The following is a 16,992-nucleotide window of genomic DNA, read 5'->3' on the forward strand; positions in this document are numbered from 1 at the left end:
GGACACCCGTGAGCACGTCCAAGATCATTCCGCTCGGCGAACTGACATCGCTCGTCGCCAACGGCAGTTCCCTTGCACTCGGTGGCAGTTTCCTGCACCGCGGCCCGTTCGCCTTCGTCCGTGAGCTGATCCGCCAGGGCAAGCGCGATCTCGAAATCATCAAGCAAAGCCCGGGCTACGACATCGATATCCTGTGCCGCGCGGGCTGCGTGCGCCGCACACGCGCCGGGATCGTGGCGATGGAAGGAAATTTCGGCCTCGCGCCCTACTACCGAAAGGCGGTGGAGAAGAAGGAGATCGAACTGGAAGAACACGCCTGCGCCAGCCTCACCGCCGGACTTCGCGCCTCCGCCTTCGGCGTGCCGTTCCAGCCCTGTGGCGGTCTGCACGGTTCCGCCTTGCCCGAACTTAACGGCTGGCAGAAGGTTGCCGATCCCTACGGTACCGGGGAAGCCGTGTACGTCATCCCGAGGATCACGCCGGACTTCGCGGTGATCCACGCCAATGAGGTCAGCCCCGAAGGCGACGTGCGCGTGTTCGGCACCTCGCATTGGGACCGGATCATGTCGCGTTCCGCGAAGCGCGTGCTGGTGATCGCCGAGCGCGTCGCCAGCAGCGAATCCTTCGCAAGCCAGCCCGAGCTGACACTCATCCCGCATTTCCTCGTCGATGCCGTCGCCGTGGTGCCCAGGGGTGCATGGCCGGGCTCGTGCTGGCCGCATTACGAAGTGGACTACCCCGCCGTGGAAGCCTATCTGCCCGACGGCGCCGATGTGCTCGCCGCCCATCTTGCCGCCGCCCCGGAAGCCCAGGAGGCCGCCCATGCATGAGTCGTGGTCGCCGTTCTCGTTCATCGTGACGAACCTCGCCCGCTTCGTGCGCCCGCATGAAGTGACCTTCAGCGGCGTGAATTCCACGCTGCCGATGCTTGCCTGCCTGCTGGCCAAGCGCGCGTACGATTTCGAGTTCACCTACATCAACGTGGCCGGTGGCGTCGATCCGCAGCCGTCGTCCATTCCCATTTCCAGTTCGGATCCCGTGCTGGCGGAAGGCTCGCGTTCGATCTTCTCGAACGAGGATTTCTACGACCTGTGCACGCGTGGCGAAATGGACCTCTGCTTCCTGGGCGCCGCCCAGGTCGACGGCCTGGGCCAGACGAACGTTTCGAGCATCGGCGACTGGCACAACCCCAAGGTGCGCCTGCCCGGCGGTGGCGGCGGCGCGGTGATGCTGCCGACGGCGCGCCGTGCCGTCACCTGGCGCACCGAGCACTCGCGCCGCACGATGGTGGAGAAGCTCGACTTCCTCACCGCGGCAGGTGGTATGGCCGGCGTGGTCACGCCCATCGCCGTTTTCGTGAAACGCGACGGCCGCCTGGCGTTGCAGTCCTGGCACCCCGAGAGCTCGCTCGATGAAGTGCGCGCCCGCACGGCCTTCACCTTCGATGCCGAAGGTGCGGGTCCGGCGGAGCCGCCGACCGAGCGTGAGCGCGACGCGCTGCGCTCCCTCGATCCCACCGGCACCTTCGAACGCGACGCGGGCGTGCGGCTGCGCCCCGAGGCGGCCGCATGACCGGCGGTTCCTTGTCCCTGATCCTTCAGGAAGCGCTGCGCGCGCATGCGGGCCTGGGCCGCCGCGCGTTCATCGTCGGTGATCGCTCCGTGAGTTATGGCGAGTTCGCGGACCGCGTCGAAGCGTATGCCTCCGGCTTCGGCCAGGCCGGGCTGGGTCGTGGCGACTTCGTCGGCATCGCCTCCGCCAAGACCATCGAATGTGTTGCAGCGTTTTTCGGCGCCATGCGCGCGGGCCTCTGCCCCACGGTGATGGAAGCCCGCATCTCCGCGGAAGAACTCGCCTCACGCATGCAGGCGGTGGGCATGCGCCTGCTGGCTTGCGACGACGAAGAGCAGCAGGCGGGCTGTGGCGAAGCGCTTGCCGCGATAGGCGCCCGCGCGGTGCCGTTGGGCAGCCTCGCTTCGTCGGCCCCCTTCACGCCGCCGGAACTGGACGAAAGCGACCGCGCCCTGCTCCTTTTTACGTCAGGCAGCACCGGACGCCCGAAGGGCGTGCTGCTGTCGCATGGCAACCTGCTCGCCAATGCACACGGCGTGGCGCTGCACACGGGCGTGACCCCCTCCGATCGACTGCTGCACATCATGCCGCTGCACCACACCAACGGCATCAACAACCAGCTGGTAGTGCCGCTGCTGGCCGGCGCCGAGATCGCGCTGGTGGAACGCTTCCGCGCAGAGGACATCGTCGACTGCCTGCGCCACTACAAGCCGACGTACGTCACGGGGGTACCCACCATGTACTCGCGCGTGCTGTCGCGGCTGGAGCCGGGCGAGCGCTTCGAATCCCTCCGCTTCCTCCGCTGCGGCTCGGCGCCCATCACGCCGGCGCTGCATGAGGCGATCGAAGACGCCTTCGGGGTACCGCTCGTCGTGTCCTACGGCCTGTCCGAGGCCACCTGCACTACCACGATGAACCCGCCGCACAAGCGGAAGGTCGGCAGCATCGGTACCGTGCTCGACGGCCAGGAACTGGCCCTCTTCCGGCCGGGCAGCAGCGAACGCGTGGCTCCGGGCCAGGACGGCGAGATCCGCATCCGCGGCCCGGTGCTGATGCAGGGATACATCGGCGCCGAGGTGGAATCCCCCATCGTCGACGGCTGGCTGCGCACCGGCGACCTGGGCCGCTTCGACGACGAGGGCTATGTCACCATCACCGGGCGGATCAAGGATGTGATCATCCGCGGCGGCGAGAACCTCTCCCCTGGCCTGATCGAAAACCAGCTGGAAAAGCATCCCGCGGTGAAGGAATGCTGCGTGGTCGGCACCCCCGACGCCGACCTGGGCGAAGTGGCCGTGGCCTTCGTGGTGGCCCAGCCCGGTCACAGCATCGAACCGGGCGCCCTTCGCGAACACGTGCTCCAGGGGCTGTCACGGGTCTACGTTCCCGCTCGCATCCACGTCCTTCCCACCCTCCCCACCGGCAGCCTGGGCAAGGTGGATCGTCATGCCCTCAAGCGCATGGCGGCCCGCGACGATGCTTCGGCGATGCCGCGTCCCACGCCAGCATGACCTGAGAGATACCGGCTTCGACGACACCCAGGCGGACCCGATCTCGCGCGAGCACCGACAGTCCCATCAGGAATGCATCGAAGACGGCGGCCAGCGCTTCGGGCGCGACGCCCGGGTCGAGTTCGCCGCGGTCGATGCCGCGTTGTACACAGGCGATGAATCCCTTGCGGGTACGGGATCGGGAGCGCGTAAGCGCGGCACTGACCGACGCATGCTCCTCCGAACGCGCGCTCATGACGCCTAAGCCGACCATGCAACCCCTGGGATGGCCGCGTTCGTACTGCATCCTGGCGGACTGGCGCAAGGCGGTCTCGATGGCGTCCCTCGGCGCGATGTCGGTGTCCCACAAACACTCGGTCACCTGCGCATACGTTTCCAGGTAACGCTGGACGCATTCCTGGAACAGCGCTTCTTTCGACCCGAAGGCCGCGTAGAAGCTCGGCGCGGAAATCCCACCGCCCATGGCAGCCTTCAGCTGGTTCAGCGATGTCGCTTCGAAGCCATTCTGCCAGAACAGGTGCAGTGCCTCGTCGACCGCCTTGTCGCGATCGAACGTTCGTGGGCGTCCCATGACTGCCATGGCGGCATCCTCCGATCAGGTATCGAGTTAAATACTAATCGATATAGAAGAGATTGACTATGTCGGCATACGCAACTAATGTACCGACCGATACAGAATTACCGATGCGTCGCGCCCGCATCGGTCCCCGACCGCAATGTCCCGGAGTCTCCCATGCCCGACGGCACTCCCCGCGCGTCCGAGCGTTCGACACACGAGACGCATCGCTGGCTGGCCCTGGCGGTGCTCCTGACCGGTACCTTGCTGCCGCCGCTCGACTTCTTCATCGTCAACGTGGCGCTGCCCGCCATCCGTACGGACCTGCGGGCGCCGTCGGATGTCGCCCAGCTGGTGGTTTCCGTCTACGCGACCGCGTATGCCGTGACGCTCATTCTTGGCGGCCGGCTGGGCGATCTATACGGACGCAAGCGCGCTTTTGTGGGTGGCATGCTTGGTTTCGCGGTCGCCTCCGCGTTGTGCGGTTGGGCCCCCTCGCCCGCCGTGCTGATCGTCGGCCGCTTGCTCCAAGGCGTCGCCGCAGCCGTGATGGCTCCGCAGTCCCTCGCCTCCATCCACGCCCTGTTCCCAGCTGCGGAGAAAAATCGCGCGCTGAGCCTGTACGGCGCCACCTTCGGCCTGGCGTCCGTGGGCGGCCAGGTGCTCGGTGGCGTCCTCGTCTCCGCGGATGTCCTTGGCCTGGGATGGCGCAGCGTGTTTCTGATCAATCTGCCCATCATCCTGCTGGCCGTCCCGGCGGCGCTGGTCCTGCTTCGCGAAAGCACCGGCGAACGGACGGCGCGGCTCGACGTGCCGGGCGCGTTGCTGCTGGCGGCCGGACTCCTGGCCCTGGTGGTTCCGCTGATCGAGGGGCGGGAGCAACACTGGCCATGGTGGTGCGTGGTCCTGCTGATCGCCAGCGGACCGCTGCTTGTGTCGTTCTGGCGTTTCGAGCGGCGCCAGGAACGGCTAGGTGGCACACCGCTGGTGTATCCCTCGTTGCTGAAGGCCCGCGGCTTGCAGCGAAGCCTGTCGGCAACGTTCTTCTTCTACTGGCTCGCCCCGTTTTTCCTCGTTTTCGCGGTCTACGAACAGGTCGGTCTGGGGCACAACGCACTGGCCACCGGATTCGCCATCCTGCCTCTGGGCGTGGGCTTCCTCCTGGGTCCGCTATGCAGTCCGCGACTCGCAAGGCGCATGGGTGCGCGCACGGCCGCTCTTGGCATGCTGCTTGAAGTCCTGGGTGCGCTTGCCGCCAGCATGCTGGCACTGGCGCAGGCACCAGCGTGGCTTCCCGCGCCGCTCTTCCTGATCGGGCTGGGGCAAGGCATCGCCTTGCCCGCCCTCGTCCGCCTGAATGTGGATCAGGTGGATCCGCGCTGGGCCGGCCTTGCCGCCGGACTGGTCAGCGCCACGCTTCAGATCAGCGCAGCCGTGGCGACCGCGCTGGTCGGCGGCCTCTTTTTCACCCTCGCACCCGACGGCGGCGGTGCCCGGCTTACCCAGGTCGGCTTCGCCTTCGCAACTTTCACGATCGGCGCCGCGTTGGCCCTGGCTGCCGCGCTCAGCTGGCGTCAGGCACGTATTCACGGCTGATCGGCCATTCCCCCTTTCCCAAGAAGGCACCTATCCTTGAAGACACGTTCTTTCCGGCATCTGCTGGCCGTACTCGCCTGTGCAGGCATACCTTGCGCCATGGCAGGCCGGACCGATCCCGTCGCGCAGGCCGAAGCGGCGTTCGACGCCTGGCGCATGGATGAAGTGAGCGCACTGTTGCCGACGTTGCCCGACACGGCCGACGGCGACTACGTGCGCGGTCTCGTTGCCAATCGGCTGAACGATATCGAAGCGTCGAAACGCGCCCTCCAGCATGCGCTGCCCGAACTGGAGCGACGGCATTCGCCCCGCGCGACCAACGCGCTGCTTACCTTGTCCGACGACTACCAGAAGGCCGCGGCATACGGGGATCAGGCCAACGCGCTGCGCGAAGCCGTGGAGCATCACTCGAAGGACCTGGGTACGGCGGCGCAGGGTGTCAAGGATGTCCTTGCCCTGGCCACCGCTCTCAGCGGCTCGCCGCGTCAGACGATCACATTTTCCGGGCCGTCCCGATTGCCCATCCGGCGCAATCCCCTCGGCACGTTCGACGTCGACGCCGTGGCGAACGGCGTCGACGGCTCCTGGATGTTGGACTCAGGCGCCAATTATTCGGTCGTCAGCGAGAGTTTCGCCAGGCGCCTCGGCCTCTCGATCAAGGGTACGACCGGGGGCGTGGGTTCCACCACCGGGACCTCGGTGCAAAGCGAGGTGGCAGTCGTCGAGGAGATCCACCTGGGTAGTGCGACGCTTCGCCATGTCGCGGTGCTGGTGGTCCGCGACGATTTGCTGCACATGAAGCTGCCCGGCAGGGAACACCAGATCTCGGCTGCGTTCGGCTTCCCCGTGTTCCAGGCGCTCGGCCAGATACATTTCCATGGCGACAAGGCCATCTCGATCGGACCGGCGCCCGGTTCCATGGAGGGTGGCGTGCAAATCTATATGGACGGCCTGGCGCCGGTTGTCATGGTCGCCACCGAAGGAGAGTCGGTTCCCCTCGCCCTGGACACCGGTTCCAGCACCACCAGCCTGTCATCTGCCTACTGGATGAAGGTGAAGGATCGTGCCGACGCCTGGCCACGCTCGCGACATCCTTCGGCGGGCCTGGGTGGCGCGCGCAGTCTCGACACGGTCACGCAGCCTGCATGGAAATTCGCCATCGGCAAGGACGAGATAACGCTCAAGAACGTGCGTATCGAAACGGAAAGCCGGCCTGGGCCGGGCGGCCCGCCCATGTTCGGTACGCTCGGTCAGGATCTGTGGGCGAATGCCGCCGGGTTCACGCTGGATTTCCGATCCATGCGTTTTCGCATCGACCGGAATTGATACCTGCGGCGTTTTAGGCTGATGATCAGGCGCCTGCTGATCGAGGGTGGCCGTGATGAATCGACGTGACTTTCTTCGCCTCAGCGGCGCGACCGGTGCGGCCGGACTTCTCGGCGTGCAGCTATCCAGGGCGCATGCCGCTGCCACCGGGGCCGCCGGTGCACCGGGCGAGGGGCTGGCCAAGCCGGATTATGCGCTGCGCATCGGCCGGAGCCTGGTAGAGCTTGCGCCGGACCATATCGTGTCGACGACGACCTATAACGGGCAGTTCCCGGGGCCGCTGATTCGCCTGAAGGAGGGTCAGCCCGTAGTCATCGATGTACACAACGACACCGACGTACCCGAACAGCTGCATTGGCACGGCCAGTTCCTGCCTGTCGCGGTCGATGGCGCCGCCGAGGAAGGCACGCCGTTCATCCCCGGGCACGGCATGCGCCGGCTGGCGTTCACGCCCGGGCCGGCGGGACTGCGCCTCTACCACACGCACGTGCTGGCCGGCAGCGACCTGACCCGAGGGCAGTACAGCGGACAGGTGGGACCGGTCTATATAGAGCCGCGACACGAGCCGGGCCGGTATGACCGCGAAGTGTTCCTGGTCCTCAAGGAATTCGATCCGTTCTTCAGCAAGGGCGGCGACATGGCGATGGATTTCCTTGCCCCCGGGCAACGCGATCGCTCGCTGGAAGAGGCGGGCGAGTCGGCCATGAAGGCTTCGTTGGCCCGCGGCACCGCGCACGGTTACGAAGTCGGCTACCAGACCTTCGCCATCAACGGCCGCATGCTCGGCCACGGCGATCCGGTGCGCGTGAAGGCGGGCGAGCGGGTGCTGTTCCACATCATCAACGGCAGCGCGACCGAGGTACGCAGCCTCGCCCTGCCCGGCCACACGTTCAAGGTGCTGGCGCTCGACGGCAACCCGGTGCCGAACCCCGCCGAAGTGCCCGTGCTGTGGATCGGCACGGCCGAGCGCATCAGCGCCATCGTGGAGATGAACCGGCCGGGCGTGTGGGTGCTCGGCGATCTGGCCGACGACGACCGCGAGCGCGGCATGGGGATCGTGGTCGAATACGCCGGCCAACGGGGCAAGCCGAAGTGGGTAGCGCCCAAGCCGTTTGCGTGGGACTACCGACGCTTCGCGCTTCCCGGCGCGCAAGCCGCCCAGGTCGACGAGATCATCGAGATGACGTTCGCCAAGGAGAACGCCGCTGAGCAGGGCTTCAACCGCTGGACGATCAATGGTCAGGCTTTCGACATGCAGGCAATGACGCCGAAGTTCCGTCTGCAGTACGGCAAGCGCTACCGCCTGCGCATGCACAACGCCAGTGACGACATCCACCCGATGCATCTGCATCGCCACAGTTTCGAGATCACCCGGATCGCGGGTCAGCCGACGGCGGGTATCCTGAAGGACGTCGCGATGTTGGGCGGCTACCAGTCGATGGATATCGACTTCACCGCCGACCAGCGCGGGCTCTCGCTGTTCCACTGCCACATGCAGTTGCACATGGACTACGGATTCATGGCGCTGTTCGACTGCACATGACGCGCGCGGGATCGTGGTCGACCACGGTGGTGGCCCACCAATTGATTTTCGTATAGCCGTGTCGACTGCACTTCGGCGATGCGTTTCACACTGACGGCGATAGAGACCATAGTTTGAGCTATCGTCCATGCATGCCCTCGAATCCCGCCCCCATCGTTGCCGGCAAGCGCGGCCCAGGTGAACTCAACGCCCGGACCCTGTTCTGGTGGCTCCACAGCGCCGGCTGGGCCGGGGTTTTTCTGGTCGGCTATCTGTCGGCTCTTGCCTATGGAAAGTCCTACGAGTTGTGGAAGCTCCTGCTGCCTGTCGCCGTCACGGGGTTCCTCGGCACCCTCGGTCTACGCTATCTGCTACGCGCGCTGAGTGGCATGCCCCCCGTACGCTTGGCAATGCTCATGATTGGCCCGGTGCTGGCTGTGAGCGCAGCCATGGGGATTACTTACGCGGTCATCCTGTTGAACGGATGGTGCGGCGGCTGCCGGGTACCGAGTTCATGGATGGGTTACGCGGCTTACATGGGAAGCCAGACGTATATGGTGGTGGGCTGGGTCAGCCTGTATCTGGTGATCACCACTTGGCGCAAGCTGCGTGCGCAGACCGAGGCAGCCCTGGTCGCGACCTCGATGGCACACCAGGCACAATTGAAGATGCTTCGGTATCAGTTGAATCCGCATTTCCTCTTCAATGCGCTCAATGCCATATCCACCCTGGTGCTCGATCGCGACCCTGTGAACGCCAATCGTATGGTGCAGCGGCTGAGTGCATTCCTGCGTCATTCGCTGGACGCGGATCCGATGCAGCTGGTGACGTTGAAGCAGGAAATCGATGCCACGCGCCTATACCTGGACATCGAGACGGTCCGGTTTGCAGAGCGACTAACCGTGCGGATCGAGGTCGACGATGCCTGCTGGCCCGCATTGCTGCCGAGCCTGTTGCTGCAACCGCTGGTGGAGAACGCTATCAAGCATGCCGTGGCCCAGCGGGTCCAAGGCACAACGCTCATCGTGCGCGCCGGACGCGAGCATCACAGCCTGGTACTTTCCGTGTTGGACGACGGCCCAGGTGGGTCGCCCCCCGAGACGGATCCCGCGCCGTCGGATAATGCTACGCACGGCAACGGCGTCGGTCTGGCCAACACGCGCAACCGATTGCGCATGCTGTATGGCGCGCGCCAGAGTTTCGAAGCACGTAGCAGGGATGAAGGGGGCTTCATGGTCGTCCTGAAGTTACCATTCGAGGTGGGAGGCTCGGCGGGCGAATGAGTCGACGGCGAACCGACAAGAGAACGATCCGGACGCTCATTGCGGATGACGAGCCATTGGCGCGGCGTGGACTCGAACTGCGCCTGGCCGGCGACCCTCACATCGACATCGTGGCCCAAGTGGGCGACGGCGAAGCAGCGATACGGGCCGTGGTGGAGCACTCTCCCCATCTGCTGTTCCTGGACGTGCAGATGCCTGGGATGGATGGCTTTGCCACGCTCCGAGCCATCCCTGTGCAGAAGATGCCGCTCGTGGTGTTCGTCACCGCCTACGATCATTACGCGATCAAGGCTTTCGAGGTAAACGCCCTCGACTACCTGCTGAAGCCCGTGGACGACGAGCGGCTGCACCAGTCCTTGCTACGCGTTCGCGAGGCCCTGGGGCGCCGTGACGCCAGCGAGCATCGCTCCAGGCTCCTGGGCTTGCTCGGCTCGCTCCGTGGACAGCCCGCGCTTACCCTGGAGGAAGCGCTGGAGGCGCGTCACCTGTGCCCACCCCCTCCCTCCGGCGCACCATTGGCGATCCGCGATGGCACACGGACGCTGCGTCTTCCCCTGGAAACCATCCGCTGGATCGATGCCGCCGGCGATTATGTCTGCATCCACACGGACGGGGAAAACCACGTCGTGCGGACCACCCTGGGGCAGATCGAAAAGCGCCTGGATCCGGCCCGTTTCCCTCGCATCCATCGATCCATCCTGATCAACGCAATGCGAGTTAAGTCACTGCGGCCCTACGTCAACGGCGAATATTTCCTCACGCTGGATTGCGGGCAGGAATTGAAGCTCTCGCGCGGGTACCGCGACCGAATCGCCTTGTTCAAGTAGGCCCTCCCCTGCTCCCGCGCCGAGCCGTGCGAAACACGCGGTGAACGGCATTGCCTGCGTCCGGAACAGAAACCAAGCTGATCGTGAAACGCTGCATAGAAGCGGTCGATGGCCACCTGGGTCCTGGAGGGGAATATGTGCCACCACGAGATGCCGGCCAAAATGGCTGGCGGCCTGAAGAAAACGTTGTTCATGTTGTGCCTGCTGATGGCGCCGGCCAGCGTATTCGCGCAGAACACACAAACGGACGAGGATGCAATTCGCCGCACGCTCAACGACTATATCGAAGGAAGAAACAACAGCGATATGGAAAGGTTGACGCGCGCCTTCGACAAGCAGGCCGATCTTCGCTTCCGCAATCCGGACACCGGACGCCTTTCCATCTGGAGTCTGGCCGATTATGTCGGCAAGTTCACCCCGGGCAAGAAGCTTGCCTGTTCCGGCAGGATCGTTTCCGTAGATGTCGCAGGCGGCGCCGCCCAGGGAAAAGTGGTGCTGAACTGCGGCGAGAAGATCTATGCAGACTACATAAATCTCCTGAAGATCGGTGAAAGCTGGGTTATCGCCAGCAAGGTCTACTCGCTCTACCCCGCCCGAAAGAAGGTGCTGTTCGTCATCACGAGCCACGAAGCGCTTGGAACCACCGGGAAGAAGACGGGCTTCCACTTCGGTGAAGCCGCCAGGGCATACAAGCCGTTTCACGATGCAGGTTACGACGTCGACTTCGCCAGTCCCAAGGGCGGGCAAACCTACTTCCACGGGGCGGACCTGAACGACGAAACCGAGAGGTGGTTTATCCGTCACCCCGATGCCGTCGATGCGATATTCAACGCGAGGAAGTTATCGGAGATCGATCCAGAGAAATATGCAGCTGTATATTTCGTGGGAGGTCACGGCGTGATGTGGGATTTGCCCGGCGACGGCAGCAGCGAGACCATCGCCAGGACGATCTACGAGCACGGCGGTGTGGTCGGTGCCGTATGCCACGGCCCTGCCGCCTTGATCAACGTGAAGCTCACTAATGGCCGATACCTGGTCGCGGGCAAGACGGTCACCTCCTTTACCGATCGGGAGGAACGTGAAATCAAGCTGGATCGCGTGGTCCCCTTCCTGACGCAAAGAGCGCTGGAAAACAAGGGAGCGACGTTCCGGGCCGCCACCAACTGGGAGGCTAATGTGCAGGCGGACGGGCGACTCGTCACAGGCCAGAACCCTGCATCCACAAAGAAGGTGGCCGATGAAATGATCAGGCTGCTGAACGCCGCGAGCCCCGTTCAGTAAGTGTGAGGTCCGCTGGGGAGCCCGACGACGCGGGCAATATGTGTCGTACATCACGGAATGGAACGGGGACCGGACAAAGGGCACCGGATCGGCACGATCACGCGCAACGGTTCAGGAGCGTGAACGCACAAAGGTATTCCGTCACATGTCGGAAAACGGACGGTGCAAATGCCCCTTCTGGGGGTATCGCGCATTGCGGTCCTGGCCTTTAATCGGACGGTGCGCTCCCCCTCCGCACTCACCTGTAGTGTCCAATGAACCTGAAACCCAGCGACCTCCCCCTCCTGGTCTCGCTCGATGTGCTTCTGGAGGAACGCAACGTCACGCGCGCGGCATTGCGGCTCAATGTCACCCAGCCGGCGCTTTCCGGACACCTTGCACGTCTGCGCCGCCTCTTCAACGACCCGCTGCTGGTGCCCTCGCAGACGGGACGCGGCATGGTGCCGACACCGAAGGCCGAGGAAATGGCCGCCACCCTGCGGGATGCTCTCGCACAGATCGGCACCCTTAGCGAGTTCGACCAGACATTCGACCCGTCGCGCGACGCCGCGACGTTCCGCGTCGCCGGCTCGTTCAGCGCCATCGGCACCTTTGCCCGCCCGCTCATCAGGTCGTTCGACGCCTGGCACAACCGCGACCTGCGCATCGCGTTCCGCGTCGGCCGCGAAGATATCAATGTGCTCGCCCAGTTCGAGCACGGCGAGATAGACGTCCTTCTCGTACCCAGTGAGCAGATACCCCCGAGCCTGAAGGCACGGCCCCTGGTGGCAGATCGTTTCGTGATGGTGCAGCGCGCCGGCCATCCGAGGGGGCGCGGCCCGCTGACCATGGCGGAGTATTGCGCCCTGGGTCACATGATCGTCTCGCCGATCGGTCGCCTGGATGGGCTCATGGACCAATACCTTGCCGAACAGGGCTACCGGCGCGATGTGGTCGTTTCCGCACCGGACGGCGATTCGATAGGCCCGGTGCTGCTCACGACCGACCTCGTCTGCACCATTCCGCTGTCGATGGTCGACTCCGTGGGACCGGGCGTCGAGGCATTCTCCATCCCGATGGATATCCCGAACATGTCCGTTGCCATGGCGTGGCCGGAACGGCTCGACAAGCGGCCGGCCCACCGATGGCTGCGCGAACAGATCATGACGGTCGGCCAGCGCCTCGATGCCCTGCGCCGCACCGTCGACAACTACCTCCCTCCGTCACCCAAGCCCCATTCCCGTGGATATAACTGACCGCTTCGCCCTGCCCCTCAGCGACACGCCACCTTGCGGCCCCAACCTCGAATACGACAGCGCGTTCCTCGCGCTGGAGGCCGTTGCCGCGACCACGCCGGAGCGCGCGATCGGCGACGCCGTGCGAGAGGCCGAAGAGCCCGACTGGCGCGACGTGGCACGCCAGGCGGAGGCACTTCTCGACCGGACGCGAGATGTCCGGGTGGGCGCACACCTGGCCACCGCATGGCTGCGCACAGGCGGTCTACCCGCATGGTCGCGTGCCGTAGGACTTGTGCGCGGGTGGCTGGAAGCGTTCTGGGACGAGGTGCACCCGGTCGTTGACGAGGAAGATGCCGTCGAGCGCATCAATGCCGTCGGTGCCCTGGCGGCTGTCGATGACGTCATGCCCTACCTGCGGCGTACGCAGGTGCTGCGTGTGGAACGTATCGGCAGCTTTACCTTGCGCGATCTCCGCATCATGTCGGGAAGCCTCAAGGGGACCGAGGACGCGCCGGTCCGGGCGGATGCGTCGCCCGACGATATCGAGGCGGTGGTGTCGCATGTGGACGAGGCCACGCTCCGCGACACCGTCGCAGCGGTGTCCGACGTACTCGCGCACCTCGACGCCATCGACGGTCTGTTCGCGACACGAACGCCGGGACAGGGTCCCGACTTCGACGGCATGCGTCGCGAGCTGCGGGAACTCGACGCCTTCCTCCGTGCGGCATTTGCGCGGCGCTTTCCGGGAACGTCGGGGGCCGGAGTGGATGGCGCGGCGGACGAAGGCACGGAGGGCACGATCGGAGACGCGTCTGCGGGCCCGCATAGTCGCGGCCCCATCCGCGGCCCCGACGATGTGCGCCGGCTCATCGACGAGATCTGTGCATGGTATGCCGTGCACGAGCCTTCCAGTCCGGTACGGCCCATCCTCCGTCGGGCCCATGGCCTGGTGGGCCTGGGTTTCGCGGAGCTTCTCAAGGCCCTGGCCCCGGGCGGCTACTCCGAGTTTCAGAACATCGCCGGCGAGGACGAGGTCGACTGACCTCGTCACGTCGCGTTCCGGTCAGGCCAGGCGTAGCCACAGAAACATCGCGCCTCCGGCTACCGCAGCCAGCAGCACGCAAAGCATCACCGCCAGCACGGTCCTGGTCTTGCTCGCACCGGCATGGCGCGCGCCCTTCCGCACGGCGCAATCCCGTCGCCGCGCAGGCATGTCGAGACGGCCACCCGACTCGCTCGCATACCGCCGGGCGGCAACGGCCGCCTCTCCCAGGAGCTCGCGTCGACGCCAGCGATATTCGTCGGTGCGGATGCGCGATGCGCTGTGCGCGTCGCTGAGTTCGAGCAAGCTGCGGTTGATCCGCTGCGACCAGTCCATCAGCGAATCTCCCTGACCAGCCGGAACCCGACGTCCCGGTCGGCGGTACCATCGGACGCGCGGGTGGCATCGACGGAACACTGCGCCGGTCCGCTGCGGAAACTTCCGCCGCGCACCGCGAGCGCACTCCCGCGCGTGACCCACTCCCACACACCGCCAGTGACGCCGACCAGGCCCCAGGGATTCGCCTTGCCCGTGGCGGGACCCAGTTCGGGCGAATGGATCAGCCGGCCCAGAGCGGACGACGCTTCGCCGCATGCATCGCCGTCGCCGGCCCAGTTGGCACCACCCCGGGCGGCCGTCAGCCATTCCTGCTCGGTGGGCAGCCGATAGACATGGCCGCTTATCTGGGTCAGCCACGCGGCATAACGGCGAGCGAAGTCCACCGGAATGGAGCGCGCCGGATCGTTGGCATTCTGGCCGCGGTTGATGGCGCAGGTCCGGGTTGCGCGGCAGAACTGGTCGAGGTTCGCGACGGTCGCTTCGGTACGCATCATGGCGAAGGGCTTGCGGCCATTCGGAATCACGACCATCGCCGGCCCATAGGCACCGACAGCGAACGTGTCGAAGCATTCGCGGGTCGTACCCGCAAGGCCTTTCCGTGCACAGGGATCGCGCGGCGTGCCCGCGACCGGGCCGGCCGTCGCCGTGGCACGCAGCTTCTTCAGCACGTTGTCGAGCGTGCCCTCGGGCAGACCCTTCGACGCGACCATGGCCGCTTCCATGTCCTTCATGCCGGCGGCATCGTCCTGCCGCGCCGCTTGCAGGCGCTTGCTCAGGTCGTCCTGCTCGGCGCTGGTGACACTCGGTGCCTTCGCGGCATTCATGACCGCCACGGCGAGGTCATAACGCGTCTTGGCCCGACGCAGGTCTGTCCGCTCGCCCGTCGCGTCGAGCGCCGTCTGAATGCTCGCAGCTGCGTCTTTCCAGCGGCCGGCCGCGCAAGCGTTGCGGGCCGCCGCGAGCGCGGCCTGGGCAAGCAGGCCGGCTGCTTCGTCGTCCGCTGGCGGCGGTGCCGTCGCCCCCGCGTTCAATGCGCGGAAGCTTGCAAGCGCCTTGTCGAGGTCGCCCGCGGCCGATGCATGACGCAGCGACTCCAGGCGCGACGTCCGCTCGGCGATGGCGAGATCCGTGCCGTCCTGGGTGGGCGGCGGCATGGGCACGGCGGCGGATGTCGCCGGCGCCGGCCCCTTGAGCGTTTCGGCGATCGCTGCCAGTCGGTTCGACGCAGGAAACCACGTGCGGGCGATCGCAAGCTGTTTCTCTGCGGCCGCGGTGTCGCCCTGCTTTTGCGAAGCTTCGACGGCCATGCCGAACTTGAGTTCGAGTTCGGGATTGGCGAGCAGACGACTGGTCGGGTCGACCGAACGGATGCGTCCAAGGATCGCGGGAACGTCGTCGGCCGCGTCGCCGAACAGCCGTCCCGCAAGGATGGCTTCGCTCAGCGCCGTGTCGAGCCGGTTGAGCTGATCCTCGCGCTCATGCATCACCTCGTCGCGACGACGATCGAACTTCGGTGCAAAGGTCTTCAGCTCGGCTCGTAGAGCGAACGTGCGCTCTGCACCGGCGTAGTCGAGCCGCCCCTTGGCTGGGTCCCAATGCGCGGCCAGCTGGCGCACGAGAAAACCGTCGATCGTATCGGCGCCGTCGACCACCACGCGCCGCCGCTCGTCGCCGGTCAGGCTGCCGAGGCCCTGACGCACCTGATCCTCGCCGGTGAAGGCGTCCGGTTGTCCGGGATCGAACCGTCGCAGTGTGTCGGCCACGTGCTGCTGTTCCGCACGGTGCGAGGCATACCATACGCCGCCGGTCGCAACCACGCCGGCCACCACCGCCGCGGCGACCCACGGTGTCGCGCGTTCGCGCAGCCGGCGGCGGCGCAACCCGGCCAGCACCGTGGCGATATCCGCCGTACGCCGTTCGGCCGTCACGGCCAGCGCATCCGCCAGCGCCTTCTGCTGTCGCTTGTCGAGGCCCGGCACGACGGGTGGCTTGAGCCCGGCGCTCAATGCTTCCTCCGCCGTCTTCTTGCCGAAGGGGTGGTGGCCGGTAAGCAGCTCGGCAACCACGCATCCGAACGCATAGACGTCGTCGGCTGGCGCCGGCGGTTCGCCACGAAGCATCGCCAGGCTCGCGTAGGCGGGCGTCATGGCGCCGAGGGTGCCTGCGTCGAACACGGTCTCGTCGTCGTGACCGTTGCGCGGCACGTTGCCGTCGCGCGCCACGTGGCCGGCACGGGCGATCCCGAAGTCGAAGACCTTGGCCACGCCCGCCGCGGTGACCATGACGTTGCCGGGCTTGAAATCCGAGTGGACGACGCCGGCCTCGTGCGCGCGCTGGAGTGCCGCGGCCATGCCTTCGATCAGCGGCCACGCTTCGGCGAAAGGGAGCCCGTCACGGCCGCGGCTGCGCATCAACGCGCGCAGGTCCGAGCCCTCGACGTATTCCATCGTCATGAAGACGTTGCTGCCGTCCTTGTCGAAGTCGTACACGCGCACGATGTGGTCGTTGGCGAACTGCTGTGCCCGGCGCGCTTCGCGCTGCAATGCGATGAGCGAATCCGGATGCTTGCGGAACTGGTCGTTGAGCACCTTCACGGCCACGTAGGGATCGCGGTCGCGGGCTTCCACCTTGCGCTCGTCCCGGGCCAGGAACACCACGCCCATCCCGCCGCGGCCAAGCTCGCGCTCGAGGAAGAAGCGTCCCTTGAGCACGGTGCCGACCGTGGGGCTTTCGCCGGGCGCTAGCGTCGCGAGGCGTTCCCATGCTTCGCTCGTGCCGACGGAGCCGGACTGCGTACCCGTGCCCGTCCTGGTCGACGGCGCGTCGCTGACGGGCTTGACGATGGTGCGGTCGTCATCGTGGTCGCGGCGCGCGCCGCCCACGGGGGCCACGCGTGTGGCGTCGTTGTCTTCATGCATCG

14 protein-coding genes are annotated in these 16,992 nt (G+C 66.0%); 11 read left to right on the top strand and 3 right to left on the bottom strand.

Annotation, left to right across the window (positions count from 1 at the left end):
• Nucleotides 1-8: 8 nt before the first annotated feature.
• The 3 genes from HBF26_RS00205 to HBF26_RS00215 are packed head-to-tail and all read left to right on the top strand — an operon-like array spanning nt 9 to nt 3,083.
• Nucleotides 9-830, top strand: a complete 822-nt coding sequence (locus HBF26_RS00205; RefSeq protein WP_167121907.1) for a CoA-transferase — start codon at nt 9-11, stop codon at nt 828-830.
• On the top strand, nt 823-1,572 hold the full coding sequence (locus HBF26_RS00210) for a CoA-transferase subunit beta (protein WP_167121909.1): 750 nt from the start codon (nt 823-825) through the stop codon (nt 1,570-1,572). Before HBF26_RS00205 ends, HBF26_RS00210 begins: the two co-directional genes overlap by 8 nt.
• A complete protein-coding gene (locus HBF26_RS00215; protein WP_167121911.1) occupies nt 1,569-3,083 on the top strand; it encodes a class I adenylate-forming enzyme family protein in 1,515 nt (504 codons plus the stop codon). Before HBF26_RS00210 ends, HBF26_RS00215 begins: the two co-directional genes overlap by 4 nt.
• On the opposite strand, the gene HBF26_RS00220 is transcribed toward HBF26_RS00215, so the two are convergent.
• Nucleotides 3,025-3,663, bottom strand: coding sequence for a TetR/AcrR family transcriptional regulator (locus HBF26_RS00220; RefSeq protein ID WP_167121913.1), 639 nt, complete (start codon nt 3,661-3,663; stop codon nt 3,025-3,027). The genes HBF26_RS00215 and HBF26_RS00220 overlap by 59 nt on opposite strands.
• 153 nt (nt 3,664-3,816) lie before the next feature.
• Here HBF26_RS00220 and HBF26_RS00225 point away from each other — a divergent pair, with 153 nt between their 5' ends.
• The 8 genes from HBF26_RS00225 to tssA all read left to right on the top strand — a co-directional run bounded on the left by HBF26_RS00225 (nt 3,817) and on the right by tssA (nt 13,733).
• Nucleotides 3,817-5,235, top strand: coding sequence for an MFS transporter (locus tag HBF26_RS00225; RefSeq protein WP_167121915.1), 1,419 nt, complete (start codon nt 3,817-3,819; stop codon nt 5,233-5,235).
• Between the two features lie 36 nt (nt 5,236-5,271).
• The gene (locus HBF26_RS00230; protein ID WP_167121917.1) at nt 5,272-6,561 is read left to right on the top strand and encodes a retropepsin-like aspartic protease; all 1,290 of its coding nucleotides are present in this window, start codon (nt 5,272-5,274) and stop codon (nt 6,559-6,561) included.
• 55 nt (nt 6,562-6,616) lie between these two features.
• Nucleotides 6,617-8,104: a multicopper oxidase domain-containing protein gene (locus HBF26_RS00235; protein ID WP_167121919.1), complete on the top strand. Its 1,488-nt coding sequence runs from the start codon at nt 6,617-6,619 to the stop codon at nt 8,102-8,104.
• Nucleotides 8,105-8,235: 131 nt separating this feature from the next.
• Entirely contained in the window at nt 8,236-9,366 is a 1,131-nt protein-coding gene (locus tag HBF26_RS00240; protein WP_167121921.1) for a sensor histidine kinase, read from the top strand.
• Nucleotides 9,363-10,193 (top strand): LytR/AlgR family response regulator transcription factor, encoded by an 831-nt coding sequence (locus tag HBF26_RS00245; protein ID WP_167121923.1) that lies wholly within the window; start codon nt 9,363-9,365, stop codon nt 10,191-10,193. Before HBF26_RS00240 ends, HBF26_RS00245 begins: the two co-directional genes overlap by 4 nt.
• Nucleotides 10,194-10,301: 108 nt before the next feature.
• Nucleotides 10,302-11,474, top strand: coding sequence for a nuclear transport factor 2 family protein (locus HBF26_RS19380; RefSeq protein WP_167121925.1), 1,173 nt, complete (start codon nt 10,302-10,304; stop codon nt 11,472-11,474).
• A 254-nt stretch (nt 11,475-11,728) separates the two neighbouring features.
• The gene (locus tag HBF26_RS00255; RefSeq protein WP_167121927.1) at nt 11,729-12,709 is read left to right on the top strand and encodes a LysR family transcriptional regulator; all 981 of its coding nucleotides are present in this window, start codon (nt 11,729-11,731) and stop codon (nt 12,707-12,709) included.
• Complete coding sequence (gene tssA, locus HBF26_RS00260) at nt 12,696-13,733, top strand: type VI secretion system protein TssA (RefSeq protein WP_167121929.1); 1,038 nt, start codon at nt 12,696-12,698, stop codon at nt 13,731-13,733. Before HBF26_RS00255 ends, tssA begins: the two co-directional genes overlap by 14 nt.
• Nucleotides 13,734-13,754: 21 nt before the next feature.
• On the opposite strand, the gene HBF26_RS00265 is transcribed toward tssA, so the two are convergent.
• A complete protein-coding gene (locus tag HBF26_RS00265) occupies nt 13,755-14,069 on the bottom strand; it encodes a hypothetical protein (protein WP_167121931.1) in 315 nt (104 codons plus the stop codon).
• Nucleotides 14,069-16,990 (bottom strand): bifunctional serine/threonine-protein kinase/formylglycine-generating enzyme family protein, encoded by a 2,922-nt coding sequence (locus HBF26_RS00270; RefSeq protein ID WP_167121933.1) that lies wholly within the window; start codon nt 16,988-16,990, stop codon nt 14,069-14,071. Before HBF26_RS00270 ends, HBF26_RS00265 begins: the two co-directional genes overlap by 1 nt.
• Between the last annotated feature and the right edge of the window lie 2 nt (nt 16,991-16,992).

Source organism: Luteibacter jiangsuensis (assembly GCF_011742555.1).
GTDB lineage: Bacteria > Pseudomonadota > Gammaproteobacteria > Xanthomonadales > Rhodanobacteraceae > Luteibacter > Luteibacter jiangsuensis.

Excerpts from the sequence above, each read along its gene's own strand:
- HBF26_RS00210 (WP_167121909.1), top strand. The coding sequence starts at position 823 with ATGCATGAGTCGTGGTCGCCGTTCTCGTTCATCGTGACGAACCTCGCC.
- HBF26_RS00215 (WP_167121911.1), top strand. The coding sequence starts at position 1,569 with ATGACCGGCGGTTCCTTGTCCCTGATCCTTCAGGAAGCGCTGCGCGCG.
- HBF26_RS00220 (WP_167121913.1), bottom strand. The coding sequence starts at position 3,663 with ATGGCAGTCATGGGACGCCCACGAACGTTCGATCGCGACAAGGCGGTC.
- HBF26_RS00225 (WP_167121915.1), top strand. The coding sequence starts at position 3,817 with ATGCCCGACGGCACTCCCCGCGCGTCCGAGCGTTCGACACACGAGACG.
- HBF26_RS00235 (WP_167121919.1), top strand. The coding sequence starts at position 6,617 with ATGAATCGACGTGACTTTCTTCGCCTCAGCGGCGCGACCGGTGCGGCC.
- HBF26_RS00240 (WP_167121921.1), top strand. The coding sequence starts at position 8,236 with ATGCCCTCGAATCCCGCCCCCATCGTTGCCGGCAAGCGCGGCCCAGGT.
- HBF26_RS00245 (WP_167121923.1), top strand. The coding sequence starts at position 9,363 with ATGAGTCGACGGCGAACCGACAAGAGAACGATCCGGACGCTCATTGCG.
- HBF26_RS19380 (WP_167121925.1), top strand. The coding sequence starts at position 10,302 with ATGGCCACCTGGGTCCTGGAGGGGAATATGTGCCACCACGAGATGCCG.
- HBF26_RS00255 (WP_167121927.1), top strand. The coding sequence starts at position 11,729 with ATGAACCTGAAACCCAGCGACCTCCCCCTCCTGGTCTCGCTCGATGTG.
- HBF26_RS00265 (WP_167121931.1), bottom strand. The coding sequence starts at position 14,069 with ATGGACTGGTCGCAGCGGATCAACCGCAGCTTGCTCGAACTCAGCGAC.
- HBF26_RS00270 (WP_167121933.1), bottom strand. The coding sequence starts at position 16,990 with ATGCATGAAGACAACGACGCCACACGCGTGGCCCCCGTGGGCGGCGCG.